This is a genomic window from Streptomyces sp. NPDC039480 (assembly GCF_055597165.1).
The window spans coordinates 1,093,502-1,107,168 of record NZ_JBVITX010000001.1; the positions used below are offsets into that span (position 1 = coordinate 1,093,502).

Genomic DNA, 13,667 nt, shown 5'->3' on the forward strand with positions numbered 1-13,667 from the left:
CTGCCGCTGACGGCCTCCGGCTCACGCGGGTCTGTCCGGCTCGGCTCAGGTGCCGACCAGCCGGTTCAGGGCCCGCAGGGCGCCCACCCTGCCGCGGGTCGGGACCGACCACAGGGTCTGGCCGCGCAGGCCCCAGCGCTGGAGCAGCGCGTTCGCGGCCAGGAAACCGGAGGTGACGGCCCGCTCCATGAGAGCGACCGGAAGGTCGGTGCGCACCAGGTCGCCCGCGACGGTCAGGGCCGGGTCCGTGGTGCGTACCGTGGGCCGGTCCTGGTAGGTGCCCACCGCGAACAGGGGGCAGTCGCCGCGCCATTCGTGACGCTCGTCGACGATCTTCGCGTCGCGTGTCTCGGGGTAGACGCGGTGGAGCTGGGTCAGCAGCCGGTCCTGTTCCGCGATCCGGTCGATGCCCTCAGGGACGGCGTAGGCGTGCAGTTCCACCACTGAGCCGCCGGTGCGGGCGACCCTGCGCAGGGCTTCGCCGTCCCACCGTTCCAGCACGCTCACGTTGTCCAGCGGGCCGTATCCGCTGGTTCCCAGGAACCCTGGGCGGTCGGGGTCGACGGGCCGGTCCAGCCAGAGGCGGGAGACGAGGAAGTCCGGGGCGGTCCGCAGCCGCATGATCCGTTCCCGCCAGGCGCGGTCGGCGAGCCCGGGCGACCGGGCGACCACGTGCCGCAGACCGGCCGTGTCGAGGGCGAGCACCACGCTGTCGTGCCGCGTCTCGCCGTTCCGGGTGGTGACGCGGAACCCGCCTGCCGGGGTGGGTTGTACGTTCTCCACCGCGTGCCCGGTGCGGATGTCCGTGCCGTGGCCGGTGAGATAGGCGGCCAGCGGCTCCCAGAGCGCCGCCGGAAAGGGCTCCTGCGGCACGTCGAACAGCAGGCCCTCGCTGGAGCCGAGGAAGTAGATGTGGAACATCAGGGCCAGTTCGGCGGCCGAGAGCCGGCGCGGGTCGGCGAAGAAGCTGCGGGAGAACACCTCGAACGCCAGGTGGTGGGCGGCTCGGGGAAAGCGGATGCGCTCCAGCAGCTCCTGCGCGCTGAGCCGGTCGAGCCGCCGGTACACGTCGGGTACGCGCACATCCATCAGCGGCAGGGCGGCGCGGGGGTTCATGCGGGCCAGGTCGCGCCCGCCGAAGGTGGGGCTCTGCGCGGCGAAGCCGAGGGCGCTCCAGGGCGGTGTGCGCGGCACTTTGGCGAAGCTGTCGCGGTATCCCGCGCTGTGCCACAGCGGGTAGTCGGGCAGCCGGGTCAGCGTGTCGAGGCCGGGGTCCACCCGACGCAGCAGGCCGCGCAGGTTGTAGTACTGGCGGAAGAACGCGTGGAAGCCGCGGGTCATGGTCGCCGTGGAGCCGTCGGCGAGTTCGACCGGCCACCCCGCGAGGCGGCCGCCCAGCTGGTCGTCGCGCTCGAACAGGGTGACCTGGACGCCTCGTTCGGCCAGGGCGGTGGCGGCGGCGAGTCCGGCCAGGCCGCCGCCCACGACGGCCGCCGTGGGCGGCGGGCCCTGCGCAGGGCGGGACCGGCCGGCGGGTGCCTGCCACACCTGGGCGCGGCGGTCGAGGCCGCGGCGGGCCGACCCGTCCGGTGACGTGGTGCGCCGCTTCACCGCACGTCCTCGTGGGAGGCGCCCGCGAAGGCCAGCACGGTGTGCACGATGCCGGTCTGCCAGCCCGGCATCGGCAGGACGCGTACTCCGGAGAAGCCGGCCCGGCGCGTACGAGCGGCGAACTCGTCCGCCGTGTCGAAACCGGTCACGCTGTGGAAGAGGTGCCGGTAGAGGGGTCCGTCGCCGGTCAGGGTGCCGGCGGGCTGCACCACCGCCTTGCAGACAGCACGCCACACCAGGCGGTCGACCGGACGGCCGCTGAGGGTGTATTCGTGCACGGCCAGCCGCCCGTGCGGTGCCATCAGGGCGCGGACCGCGGCGAGCACGACGTCGGGGTCGGCGAGGTTACGGAACAGATAGGCGGCGAAGACCGCGTCGAACGGCCCTTGTACGCCCGCCTCTTCGAGCCGCTCGGCGGGGGCCTGCACGAAGGTGACGGTGGGCGGCCACGCCTTCGCCGCTGCGTGCGCCAGCATGCCGGGTGAGGCGTCGACGGCGACGATCTCGGCCAGCGGGGCGGCATGGCGCAGGGCGGCGGTGGAGGCGCCGGTCCCGCAGCCCAGGTCGAGCAGCCGCAGTCCGGCGCCGCCCCGGGGCAGCCGCAGTCGGCGGGCCGAGCGGCGCAGGTGGGCGTGGTAGCCGGGGTTGACGGCGACCAGCCGGTCGTAGGTGCGGGCGGCGTGGTCGAACGCGGCGGACAGGCTGTCGTCGCGCAGCACGGTCATCTCAGTTCTCTTTCCGGTCGGCTGGGCGGCCCGTCGTGCCGGGGGAGCGGGCGAGAGTGGTGCGGTTCTTGGGCAGCAGAGGCAGTTCGAGGGCTGTGCGGAGCATGGGAAGTACGGGGGTGCGCAGCCCGATGGACAGGTCTTCGCGGGTAGTGGTGCGTCCGTCGAGGAAGCGGAGCAGCCGCTCCATGGGCACCTGGCGGAACAGGCCGGTGAAGAACTCCGCCCCGCTCACGCGTCCGGTGTGCAGGGCCCGCAGCAGGACGGCGTCCATCGCCCGTGACCAGGGTGAGTGGGCGGCGGGCGGCCGGGGGTTCCGGCCCTGGTGGCAGGCGGCGGCGATGGCGCGGGCCTGCCGCTGGACGGCGGCGAAGGTGTATCCGGTCGAGGGCCGGGTGGCTCCGCCCGCGGTGCCGATGCGGAAGACGGAAGGGCCGGTGCGGCGCGGGAAGCGCGCGTCGGTCATGGGGATGACGCCGTGCTCCACCCGCGTGACCTCGTAGTGCTCCAGGGCCAGTTCGTGTGTCAGATAGCGGCGCAGCGCGGCGTCGTACTCCTCGTCCTTCAGGACCTGGCGGGAGAACTCCGTGTACTCGACCAGGGTCTGACAGGGGCTCATGGGCAGGACGTAGACGAAGGAAAGGCCGTGTGCGGGCTGCGGCGTGCGGAAGTCCATCAGGTCCGCGACCCGCGGGTCGAAGGCCGGGCGGTCAGTGGTGATGAACCAGCCGCGGAAGTGCTGCAACAGCGTGGTGCGCCCCGGTGGCAGGACCCGCAGGGGACGGGAGTCGAACACCCACCGGGCCCGCAGCGCGTGGGGCTGTCCGGTCGGGGGACGCAGGCGGATCTCGGCGCCGCGGTCCAGTTCGCGGATGTCCTCGACGACCCCGTCGAGCCGGACCACGTTCGCCTCGCCGGCCAGGCGGTCGCCGACGAGGGATTCGAAGGACGTGGAGCGCAGCATCTTGTAGCGCAGCGGGGCGGGGGAAGCGGCGACGGCGGCGCCGTCCGGGGCTCTGACCCGCAGGGTGTCCCAGGCGGCCGACAGGGCGGAGTCGAACGCGCCGCCCGGCTCCTCCCAGAAGCACCAGGTGCGTTCGGCCGGCCTCAAGGGGCCTGCCGGGGCGTCGATCAGCACCACCGAGGGCGTCCGGCCACCGGAGCCGCCGCCGGCCAGGTGATACGCCAGTGAGAGCCCGGCCGCGCCGGCCCCCACGATGGCGATCTGCGTGTCGAGCATGAACCCCCTCGCCGGTCGTCTCGCCGGTCACTTTGCCGCGCACCCTGGAATTCGCCGTGCTGTGCACAGCATTCCGTACGAGATCGCCACATGGATGCACCACCGCGGGCGAATCTCACCATCACGGGTGAATGGGGGCCGTGTGTCGTCAGTGCACGAGCGTGACGGCCTATGTGTCGGGTACACGGACCCGCATGGCAGACGTCGTACAAGCTGGACTGTGGGGACTCGTGGCGGGCTCCGCGCTGTTGCTCGGAGCGGGAGTGGGATATGGGCTGCGGGTGCCGCAGAAGCTCGTCGCGACGGTGATGGCCTTCGGAGCGGGGGTGTTGATCTCGGCTGTCTCCTTCGAACTGGTCGGGGAGGCGTACGAGCAGGCGGGGCTCGCTCCCGCGGTCATCGGCACGCTGGGCGGCGCCGCGGCCTACACCGCGGGGAACGCGTGGCTGGCGCGGCGCGGCGCCCGGCACCGCAAGCGCTCGGGTCACCGGAGTTCCCAGGCCCAGCCCTCGGAGGCGCAACAGGCCGGGTCGGGAACGGCGTTGGCGTTCGGGGCGCTGCTGGACGGGGTGCCGGAGTCCGCGGTCATCGGGGTCAGCCTGCTCGACGGCGGCGCGGTCAGTCTGGTGACCGTGGCGGCGGTCTTCCTCAGCAACGTCCCCGAAGGGCTGTCGAGCGCGGTGGGCATGAAGCGGGCCGGCCGCGGCCGCATGTACGTCCTGGGCGTCTGGGGAGGGATCGCCGCGGCGTGCGCCGTGTCCGCGGTCCTCGGCTACGCCGTGGTCGGCGGCTTCTCGACCTCCGTCATCGCGGCGGTGACTGCGGTGGCCGCCGGGGCGATCCTCGCCATGGTCGCCGACACGATGATCCCGGAGGCGTTCGAGGACACGCATCTGGCCATAGGGCTGATCACCGTGAGCGGCTTCCTGGTCTCCTTCGCGCTCTCCCACGCGGGTTGAGAGCCGTCGGTCAGTCCTCCTCCGGGTACCAGCGCAGTTCAACGGTGTTGCCGTCCGGGTCCTGGACGTAGAGGGAGATCGCGGTGCCCCGGGCGCCGAAGCGCTTGCCGGGGCCGTCGACGACCGTGAAGACGCCGGAGTCGATGACCTGTTGCCAGTCGAGCGGCTCCACCACGAGGCAGATGTGGTCGACATTGGAGCCCTTCGGCTCGCCGTCGGGTCCCTCGACGAGGTCGATGATGGTGGTGGGGCTGACCCGCACGGACGGGAAGGGGACCTGGCCCGCGCGCCACTCCTCCACCCGCACCGGGTCCAGTCCCAAGGGGCCGGTGTAGAAGGCGAGCGAGCGCTCGATGTCGGCGACGTTGAGGACGAGGTGGTCGAAGGCGATCACGCGCATGAGGGTCTCCGTGCGGTCGGGGCACCAGGGGTGCCGGGGGCGGGCCGGCCGGTGACTGCCGTGGCCCGTTGGTGACTTCAGCATCGCCGAGCGGAGATCCATCGGTCCAACGCATGTTTGTCATCCGATCCATCGTGGATCACGATGGATCGATGGATCTCCAGCAGATGCGTTACGTCCTCGCCGTGGCGGAGACGGCGAGCTTCACCCGCGCGGCCGAGCGGTGCCACGTCGTCCAGTCCGCGCTGAGTCACCAAGTGGCCAAGCTGGAGAAGGAGTTGGGGGCCAGGCTGTTCGACCGGACCAGTCGCCGGGTGCGGTTGACCGCCGCGGGGGAGGCGTTCCTGCCCGCCGCGCGGCAGGCGTTGGAGGCGGCGGAGCGGGCCCGGGCGGAAGTGGCGGCGGCCACCGGTGAGATACGGGGCAGGCTGACCGTCGGCTCGATTCCCACCGTCGCGGCCGTCGACCTGCCGGCGGTGCTGCGCGACTACCGCCTGCGCTATCCGGACGTGCGGATCACACTGCGGGCGGGCTCCAGTGAACGGCTGGTGGAGCAGGTGCGCGAAGGCGCGCTGGACGCGGCATTCCTCGGCGTACAGCCGGGATTTCGCCCTCAGGGCGTCCGCGACCACGAACTGGCCCACGGGCAGCATGTCGCCGTGGTCGCGCCGGAGCACCCGCTGGCCGCGGAGAAGGAGGTGGACCTGCGCCGCCTCGTCGACGAGGTGTTCGTCGACTTCGCCGAAGGCAGTGCGGCGCGCGCCCAGTCCGACGAGGCGTTCGCGGCGGCAGGGCTGCGGCGCGAGGTCGCCTTCGAGGTGTCCGGCGTCGAGCTCATGGCCCGGATGGTCCGCCACGGACTCGGCGTCGCCCTGCTGCCCGCGCTGTTCTCCGTCGAACTGCACGGCCTGCGGAGCGTGCCGGTCACCAACGGGCCCGTACGAGTGGAGCGGCTGGTCTGGAGCCGGTTCGCGCCGTCACCCGCGGCCGCAGCTTTTCTCGCGCTGGTGGGGGTGGGTGGAACTACCGGCGTGCAGTGCGCGCCCGGCCCCGGCCCGGTGAACTGGCCGGAATGAGCTTGAAAGTTGTATGTCATTGCCGTTTTTGCGCCAGTTGCGTGATGTGGACGGCTGCGGTCCACTGGAAGTGGAAGCAGACATTTCCTTTCCTAGGGGATGATGGCATGACGAACGAGTACGAGCTCCGGGACAGCACCAAGGTTTCGGACACCGACATCGAAGCGGCCCTCGACCCGGGCGAAAGCCAGGGCTTTTACCGTGACAGCCGCGAGTGCGCAGCACTGGCCCTCGCCGGTGGCCAAGGCGGGGTGCTCCTGTCGCCCCCGACGCCACGGCCGAAGAAGGGCTGAAGGGTAATCAGATGGAGCAGCCCAGCACTGTGACGCCTTTGACGGGCGCGGTGCGGGAACTCGCCTCCAACGTGGTCTCCGCTCTGGAGAGCGGGGGCCACAGCCGGATGTCCGCCGGCCCGGCGGTCACCACCGGGGACGACGACCTCGGCCTCGCCGCGGTCCGCGTCCTGGGGGCGGACGTCCTGCTGCCGAGCGTTCTGCACCGCGCCCCACCCGCCCCCGTCGACCTGGCGGTCTGCGAGAAGGCGGTGCTCGCCCACCCGCCCGGCCCCGACGCCTCGGTCACCTCCCGCTGGACCCACTGGGCGATGACCCGCACGCTGCGGCGACTGGGCGCACCGGCAGCCGGCACTCCCCACGGTGACGCCGAGCCCGACGCCGCCTGGCTGGACGACCTCCCCTGGCAGGCGCTCACCCACCAGCTGTCCCTGCTGGCCCCGCTCGCCGTACCGGACGCCGACAGCTCGGTCGCCCGCGCCGCGGCGGGCCGCACCCTCGACATCGCCCGGGGCTTCGTACGCGCCGTACGACGCCGGGGCTGGCTCCAGGCGGCCGGCGCCGGACGCTGGCTGGCCCTCCTCGACGACGTGCCCGAGACGCTGGGCCTGGACGCCGGGCTGGAGTTCGTGACCCTCATGGGCGGCGACGACCCACGCGTCGCACTGCACCTGCACGCCGCCCGGCTCCTGCGCCCCGCGCGGCTGGGAGCGCCGTGACCTCACCGGCGACGACCGAGGTGCGACGGCTGGCCGACAGTGCACTCGGCTGGCTGTCCGGCCACCGCGACGGCTTCCGGCTCGGCGACGACGCGCTCGAACCGGACGCCGACGTCAACAGCTCCTGGAAACCTGTCGGCGAACTGGCCCAGATGTGCCTGTGCGTCCGCCGCGCCACCCGGCCGGGCACCACGGCGCACGACACCGCCGCAGACCTGCTCCGGCACGCCTGGCGCGAGACCCGCGACGGTGCCCTGTTCCTCGACGTGCAACGGCTCGAACCCTGGGCCTCGTACCCCTTCGAGGTGTACGCCGCGTTCGCCTCCGCCGGCCTGCGGAACCCGGCGTACGAGCACTTCACCGCCACCCTGGTCCGAACCCGGGCCTGGCGGACGACGGAACAGCTGCCGAACCGCCTGCTCAGCGTGCTCAACTCCGAGTACCGCACCGGCCTCACGCCCCACGAGGCCACCTCCGCCGCACTCCGCCGCACCTGGCTGGGCGGCCTGCCCGAGCCGTGGGCCTTCGAGCGGACCGCCGGATACACCCTCACCCACGTCGTCTACCACCTCACGGACTGGGGCCACGACCCGCACCGCGTGCCCGAGGACATCGCGGCATACCTGCACGCCTGGTTGCCCGCCTGGCTCGACAACTGCGTGGACGCCGGACTCTGGGACCTGAGCTGCGAACTGCTCGCCGTCGCCGCATCCCTCCCCGACCCCCCGGCGCCCGAACTCACCGACGACGCCTGGCGGGCCCTGGCACTGGCGCAGGACACCTCCGGAGCACTGCCGGAGACGGACCGCGGACCCCACGGTGAGGAGGTCCCGAGGGTCTTCGCCAACTGCTACCACTCCACACTCGTCGCGGCCTTCGCCGCCACCCTGACCGCCGCCCGTCGTGCCGAAGCACCGGACAGCGACGCGACCCACCGAGGAGTGCCGCAATGACCGCCGCCAGCACCCGTCTTGTCCACACGGTCGGAGTGAAAGCCATCGAATGGCTCTTCGCGCACCGCGACGGGTTCCGGCTGCAACCCGACGCCGACCCCGAGACCGGATTCCTCGAACGGTTCAAACCCGTCGGCGAACTCGCCTTCATCTGCACAGTGCTCTTCCGCGAAGGGGTCGCCGGCTCCCGCCAGGCCGACCTGGCCCGCCGGCTGATCGACCACGCCTGGCGGGAGGTCCTGGACGGCGGGCGGATGCTGGTGCGCGGCCAGCGCACCGAACCGATCTCCCCGATCCCCTTCGAGACCTACATCCCCTTCCGCGAACTCGGCTACAGCCAGCCCGAGCTGGAACGGGCGATCCTGCTCAACCACCGGCTGACCGGCTATGCCGCCCTCGAGGTCCTGCCCGTCCGGAGGCTCGCCCTCAGCGCGTTCGAACGGCGCTTCGGGCTCACGCCGACCCTGCCCGAGGACGAGGCGTTCCGCCGGACATGGCTGGCACGCCGCCCGGAGCCCTGGACCGTCGACACCCGCACCGGCTACGACATCACCCACACCGTCTTCCACCTCACCGACTGGGGCGAGCGACCGGAGGGCCTGCCGGCCGACGTCGCCGAACACCTGAGCCAGTGGCTGCCGGTCTGGCTGGACGACTGGCTCGACCTGGAACGATGGGACCTGCTCGGCGAACTGCTCGTCGTCGACGCCTGCCTGCCCGACCCCACCCTCGACGCGCCCTCCTGGGAGGGCTTCGCCGCCGCCCAGCAACCCGACGGGGCCATGCCCGCGGTGCGCGCCATGCCCGAAGGCGACCCCGAGGACGTCTTCGACGTCGTCTACCACTCCACGCTGGTCGCCGCCTTCGCCTCCGTCCTCGCCACCTCGCGGGCCATGGGCCGGCTCACCGCCGAGGCCCCCGCGTGAACCGCCCCGGCCACCATCACGGCCGGTACGGCGACGACGCCCGACTCCTCGACGCGGCCGTCACGTCCGTCGACTCGCCCGACGTCGTGTTCGCGCTCTCCCGCGACGGCCATCGCACCGTCCGCAGCGGCGGCACCGCGCCCACCGCACCCGTACCGCGCGAGCGACTCCGGTACGAGATCGGATCGGCGTCCAAGACCTTCACCGGCCTGCTCCTCGCCGACCTCGTCCACCACGGCGTACTGTCCGGCAACGACCCGGCCGCCTCCCTGCTGGACCCCGCCGGACCACCGGGGCCGCGCCCCGCCACCCTGACGCACCTCATGACCCACACCTCCGGACTGCCGCCGCTGCCCGCCGACTTCTACCCCCAGGCCCTGCCCCGCTGGTCCACCAACCCCTACGCCCACTACCCGCCCGAGCGGGTCGTCCGCGCCTTCCTGCGCGCCCGCCCGCGCCACCGGCCCGGCACCCGCTGGCGCTACTCCAACTTCGCCGTCGCCGTCCTCGGACACACCCTCGCGGCGGCCACCGCGACCCCCTGGGAACACCTGCTGACCGAGCGCGTCCTGCGCCCCCTCGGCCTCCTCGATGGAACCGCCCTGCGCCCCACCGGCCCCGGCATCGACGCCACCGGCCACCGCGCCGACGGCACCACCCCCACGCCGCCCCTCCGCATCGGCGGCTTCCAGGCGGCCGGCGCCGTCCGCGCCACCCCCGACGCCCTGCTCACCTTCCTCGAAGCACACCTGCGCCCCGACGGCTCACCGCTCGCCGCCGCCCTCCACGAGGTGCGCCGCCCGCTGCTGCGCCGCGGCTGGAACCACGCGCACACCCACACCGCGGCCTGGTTCCAGCACCCCGCCGACGACGGAACCATGTACTTCCACATGGGAGCCACCAGCGGACAGACCGCCTTCCTGGGCTTCCGCCCCGACAGCGGCACCGCGCTCGTCGCCCTGTCCACCCGCCGCCACAGCCGCCGGGACACCCTCATCCCGACCGCCTACGCCCTGCTCGGCTCGCTGACCGGCGGTCCTCCGTCGAACGCCGCTCCTTATGGCGTGACCGTTCGTTGATCCGTTGGGTCACCACCGACGAGGTGCGTGGCGCCGAAGGTCCCGACGGTGGCGGTCGGCGGCGCTTCCGTGGGTTCCGGGTGCGGGGGACCCGCGGCAAGGACGTACAGCGGTGTGTGGCCGGTGTTGTCCAAAGTGCAGCGCTGGGCGAGCGCGGAGTCGCGGAAAGCGCCGGTCTGGGCGGGGCCCAGGCCCAGAGCGGTGGCGGTCAGCGCGAACGTCTGCCCGAGGTGGCCCGCGTTGAGCAGGGAGACGCGGTAACAGCGCGGCGTCGGGTACTTCACGCTCATCCGCTCCAGCCTGGCGGCCAGGACCACGAGAAAAGAGGCCGCCCCTGCCCAGTCCTGGTCGGCGCACAAGTGGGCCGCTTCGTCGCGGGAGAGGCCTTCGGTGAGCAGCTCCAGGGAGTGCTGCAGACCGTTGTAGTGATACCAGCCGGGCGTCACACCGGTGACGTCGCGCACCCCGACGTAGGCGTCGAGTTCCTGGCGCGCGCCACCCTGCGGACTGGTGCGCAGGTACAGGGCGCCGAGCCCGCAGTCGATGAAGTGCACCGGGCCGAACGACGCGGCCAGCAAGGCGGCCAGCGTTTCCAGCGGCACGGGGGTGTCGGTGAAGTCCCGCACGGTACGCCGGGCGTAGAGCACCTGCCCGTACGGAACGGACAGGTCCGCCGGGGGCCGGGGCAGCAGGACGCGGGGCGCTTCGGGGTACCCGGTGAACACCCCCACGGCAGCGGGCCCTTCCCGCCCTTCCGACTCCTCACGCTCCTCCCGCTCCTCTCCCTCGGTCTGCTCGGAAGCGGACTGCTCAAGGTCGTCGTACACGTCCTGAGTGGTGTAGTGGAAGAACGACGCCTCGGGCGACCAGGTGCTCCAGTGCCGGGCGATTTCGTCGTCGCGTGCCGCCCGGGGATCGTCCTCGGCCAGCAGCACCCCGGCCTCGGTGAGGGCTGTGACGGCGTCGGCGACGGTGTCTGGGGTGAGGTGGTCCAGGGCCTTGGCGGCCTCCTGGGGCGTCGTCCATTCCTCGAAGGCGGACAGGATCTCGGACACCGCCGGGTGCACCGTGGTCGGTGTGCCGTGGGGGTAGGGGTGCAACACGAACATGCCTGAGTGCCAGTAGCAGGTCAGACAGCGCGAACGACGCAGCCGCAAGGGGCCTCCCGGAGGCGATGCGGGCGGATGAGGGAAACGGGGCCGGAGCCCGTGGGGGAAGCGCCGGCCCCTGGATCTGCCGTCAGGCGCGGATCTACGGTCAGGCGTCGTTGCCGGTCGCCTTCGCCATCCAGCGCCAGCGCCACTGCCAGTGGGGAATGTTGCCGTGGACCTGTCGGTCGGCGCGCACCATCGTCCGGGCCTGGATCGGGATCTTGCGCATCGAGTCGTCACCTCCTTCCCGCGAGTCGGCGTTCACCTGCGTGCTTCCCGGCGTACGAGGGAGAGAAAGACGGACCGCCGCGAAACCCATCGAGAGGATGGACAGGAAGCATTACTACGTAGAGTCGTGAGGCCGTCACACACTGCGTGTGGGTCGCGCGCCCCCGTACCACCGCCGCGGCGGGGACGGTGCCGAGGCGGGCGGGGGCCGACCGGGCGAGATGGGCCGATGCCGCGCATGAACGCGACCCGATGCGGCGAGGGCTGACAACCATGACCCCCCTGCCGCGCATCGCCCCCATGCTCGCCACCCCGGGTTCGCTGCCGCCCCCGCAGAGCGAGCACCTGTGGAGTACGGAGACCAAGTACGACGGGCAGCGCGCGGTCGTGTACCTGCCCGGCGACCGCACCGTACTGATCCGCTCGCGCTCCGGCGAGGACATCACCGCCGCCTACCCCGAACTCCACGCGCTGGCCGCCGCCCTGGGCGACGTGCCGGTGGTCTTGGACGGAGAGATCGTCGTCCTCGACGAGGCGGGCCGTTCCAGCTTCGCGCGTCTCCAGCCCCGGATGGGCCTGGCCGGCTCCCCGGCGAAGGCGGCCCGCCTCGCCGCGCAGGCCCCCGCACACCTCGTCCTGTTCGACGTGCTCTTCCTGGACGGCCAGGACCTCACCCGCATGCCCTACACCCACCGCCGCGCCACCCTGACGCAGCTGGTCGAGGCGGGGCCGGGCTGGTCCGTCCCCACAGCCGTCACCGGCCACAGCCGCGAGGCCCTGGAACTCGCCCACGCGCAGGGCCTGGAAGGCATCGTGCTGAAACGGCTCGACTCGGTGTACGAGCCCGGCAGACGCTCACCGGCCTGGCTCAAGATCAGGAACGTGCGCACGGTGGACGCGGTCGTCGGCGGCTGGCTGCCGGGGCAGGGGCGCCTCGGCGGTCTGCCGGGCGCGGTCCTGGTCGGGGAGTACGAGGACGGGGTGCTGGTCTACCGGGGGAGTGTGGGCACGGGGTGGAGCGAGCGGGAACGCGCCGAGCTCGCCCGTCTCCTGGACGTCGCCGCCATCGACGAGTGCCCGTTCACACCCGCGCCCGCCGTGCCCGGCGCCAGATGGGTGCTGCCCCGTCTGGTCGCGGAGATCCGCTACGCCACCCGTACCAGGGCCGGGCTCCTGCGCCATCCGGTATGGCACCGACTGCGCCCGGACCTGGCCCCTTAGGGGCGACCCGAGGTGCACGGGGGCGCGGCTCGGGGGACGCTGAGGAGGATGCGGCGCAAGAGTGCGAAGGACAGCGAAGAGCGCGACGTGGAGAGTGTTCTCGACGAGCTCTACGCCACCGCGCCGCCCCGCTTCGTCGCCCGCCGTGAGGAGTTGGCCGCGCGGGCCAGGACGGAGGGGCGCGCGGCGGACGCCCGGCGGATCCATGCCGCCCGCCGCCCGACCCTCGCGGCGTGGGCGGCGAACCTGCTGCTGCACTCACAGCCCGAAGAGAGCCGGCGATTTCTGGACCTCGGGCAGGAGCTGCGTGAGGCGTACCGGACGCTGGACGCGGCCGAGATCAAAGAGCTGTCCAAGCAGCGCGGCAGTGTCGTAGCGAGCCTGTCCCGGCAGGCCGCCGCGCTCGCCAGGGACGCCGGGCACCGGCTGTCCGACGCGGCGCAGCAGGATGTCGCCTCCACCCTGCACGCCGTTCTCGCCGATCAGGACGCGGCGGACCAGTGGGCGGCCGGACGTCTGGAGAGCGCCCTCACCCCGCCCGCGGACTTCTCGCAGGGTGCTTCGCGGCGGTCACGCGCAGGAGCAGGAGCAGGAGCAGGGGCAGGGGCAGGGGCGGACGCGGGGAAGCGGCGGGCCGGGGCGAAGGACGAACTCGCCGAGCGGCGCCGGCAGAAGCAGGAAAGGCTCGCACAGGAGGCCCGCGAGGCCGCCGAAGCGGCGGACGAGCAGTTGCGCGAGCGGAACGCCGAACAGCAGGACGCCGACGCGGCGCTGCGGCAGGCACGCGACCGGCACGACGAGGCACGCCAGCAGGTGGCCGAGGCCGAGGAACAGCTGCGTCGGGCACGCGAGGAGCTCCAGCGGGCCGACCGGGCCCAGCGGGAGGCCGAGGAACGGAGCCGGGAGACGGCCGACGCCGTCGCCGGGGCCGAACAGGCCGCTCGGGATGCCGCCCAGGAAGCGGAACGCCTGCTCGACGGTCCCGGCACATGAGTGCCTGCTGCTCGCCCACTCGCCCGCTCCCAGCGGGCGCTCCCCGCGCGGGAGTGCCAGCGTGGGCAGCAGAGACTCCGGCACACGAGGGGA

At 72.8% G+C, this 13,667-nt stretch carries 15 protein-coding genes; 9 read left to right on the forward strand and 6 right to left on the reverse strand.

Annotated features, from left to right (window positions below; translation table 11 throughout):
• Window positions 1-45: 45 nt before the first annotated feature.
• Genes ACZ56E_RS04165 through ACZ56E_RS04175 form a run of 3 tightly spaced genes read right to left on the reverse strand, consistent with a single transcriptional unit; the run spans window position 46 to window position 3,576 of the window.
• Window positions 46-1,611, reverse strand: coding sequence for an FAD-dependent oxidoreductase (locus ACZ56E_RS04165; RefSeq protein WP_471210797.1), 1,566 nt, complete (start codon window positions 1,609-1,611; stop codon window positions 46-48).
• Complete coding sequence (locus ACZ56E_RS04170) at window positions 1,608-2,336, reverse strand: class I SAM-dependent methyltransferase (RefSeq protein WP_471210799.1); 729 nt, start codon at window positions 2,334-2,336, stop codon at window positions 1,608-1,610. Before ACZ56E_RS04170 ends, ACZ56E_RS04165 begins: the two co-directional genes overlap by 4 nt.
• 1 nt (window position 2,337) lies before the next feature.
• A complete protein-coding gene (locus tag ACZ56E_RS04175) occupies window positions 2,338-3,576 on the reverse strand; it encodes a lycopene cyclase family protein (RefSeq protein WP_471210802.1) in 1,239 nt (412 codons plus the stop codon).
• Window positions 3,577-3,770: 194 nt separating this feature from the next.
• Here ACZ56E_RS04175 and ACZ56E_RS04180 point away from each other — a divergent pair, with 194 nt between their 5' ends.
• A complete protein-coding gene (locus tag ACZ56E_RS04180; RefSeq protein ID WP_471210805.1) occupies window positions 3,771-4,535 on the forward strand; it encodes a ZIP family metal transporter in 765 nt (254 codons plus the stop codon).
• A gap of 10 nt (window positions 4,536-4,545) precedes the next feature.
• Here ACZ56E_RS04180 and ACZ56E_RS04185 read toward each other — a convergent pair whose 3' ends face one another.
• Window positions 4,546-4,935 carry a VOC family protein gene (locus ACZ56E_RS04185; protein WP_398304865.1) on the reverse strand — a complete coding sequence of 130 codons (390 nt, stop codon included), beginning with the start codon at window positions 4,933-4,935 and terminating at the stop codon, window positions 4,546-4,548.
• A 152-nt stretch (window positions 4,936-5,087) separates the two neighbouring features.
• Here ACZ56E_RS04185 and ACZ56E_RS04190 point away from each other — a divergent pair, with 152 nt between their 5' ends.
• From ACZ56E_RS04190 to ACZ56E_RS04215, 6 genes are all read left to right on the forward strand, one after another.
• Window positions 5,088-6,011 (forward strand): LysR family transcriptional regulator, encoded by a 924-nt coding sequence (locus ACZ56E_RS04190; RefSeq protein WP_468606300.1) that lies wholly within the window; start codon window positions 5,088-5,090, stop codon window positions 6,009-6,011.
• A 107-nt stretch (window positions 6,012-6,118) separates the two neighbouring features.
• The gene (locus tag ACZ56E_RS04195; RefSeq protein ID WP_471210809.1) at window positions 6,119-6,304 is read left to right on the forward strand and encodes a hypothetical protein; all 186 of its coding nucleotides are present in this window, start codon (window positions 6,119-6,121) and stop codon (window positions 6,302-6,304) included.
• An 11-nt stretch (window positions 6,305-6,315) separates the two neighbouring features.
• Complete coding sequence (locus tag ACZ56E_RS04200) at window positions 6,316-7,023, forward strand: hypothetical protein (protein ID WP_471210812.1); 708 nt, start codon at window positions 6,316-6,318, stop codon at window positions 7,021-7,023.
• Window positions 7,020-7,976 carry a DUF6895 family protein gene (locus ACZ56E_RS04205; protein WP_471210814.1) on the forward strand — a complete coding sequence of 319 codons (957 nt, stop codon included), beginning with the start codon at window positions 7,020-7,022 and terminating at the stop codon, window positions 7,974-7,976. The genes ACZ56E_RS04200 and ACZ56E_RS04205 overlap by 4 nt, the downstream gene beginning before the upstream one ends.
• A complete protein-coding gene (locus ACZ56E_RS04210) occupies window positions 7,973-8,902 on the forward strand; it encodes a DUF6895 family protein (RefSeq protein WP_471210816.1) in 930 nt (309 codons plus the stop codon). The genes ACZ56E_RS04205 and ACZ56E_RS04210 overlap by 4 nt, the downstream gene beginning before the upstream one ends.
• Window positions 8,899-9,981 (forward strand): serine hydrolase domain-containing protein, encoded by a 1,083-nt coding sequence (locus tag ACZ56E_RS04215; RefSeq protein WP_471210818.1) that lies wholly within the window; start codon window positions 8,899-8,901, stop codon window positions 9,979-9,981. Before ACZ56E_RS04210 ends, ACZ56E_RS04215 begins: the two co-directional genes overlap by 4 nt.
• Here ACZ56E_RS04215 and ACZ56E_RS04220 read toward each other — a convergent pair.
• Window positions 9,960-11,090: a SagB/ThcOx family dehydrogenase gene (locus tag ACZ56E_RS04220; RefSeq protein ID WP_471210821.1), complete on the reverse strand. Its 1,131-nt coding sequence runs from the start codon at window positions 11,088-11,090 to the stop codon at window positions 9,960-9,962. The two genes, ACZ56E_RS04215 and ACZ56E_RS04220, sit on opposite strands and share 22 nt — an antisense overlap.
• 148 nt (window positions 11,091-11,238) lie before the next feature.
• Window positions 11,239-11,361, reverse strand: coding sequence for a hypothetical protein (locus tag ACZ56E_RS04225; protein WP_471210822.1), 123 nt, complete (start codon window positions 11,359-11,361; stop codon window positions 11,239-11,241).
• Window positions 11,362-11,633: 272 nt separating this feature from the next.
• On the opposite strand from ACZ56E_RS04225, the gene ligD reads away from it, so the two are divergent.
• Together ligD and ACZ56E_RS04235 are read left to right on the forward strand one after the other, a co-directional pair.
• On the forward strand, window positions 11,634-12,581 hold the full coding sequence (gene ligD / locus ACZ56E_RS04230) for a non-homologous end-joining DNA ligase (protein ID WP_471210825.1): 948 nt from the start codon (window positions 11,634-11,636) through the stop codon (window positions 12,579-12,581).
• Window positions 12,582-12,629: 48 nt separating this feature from the next.
• Window positions 12,630-13,574 (forward strand): hypothetical protein, encoded by a 945-nt coding sequence (locus ACZ56E_RS04235; RefSeq protein ID WP_471210827.1) that lies wholly within the window; start codon window positions 12,630-12,632, stop codon window positions 13,572-13,574.
• Window positions 13,575-13,667 lie beyond the last annotated feature (93 nt).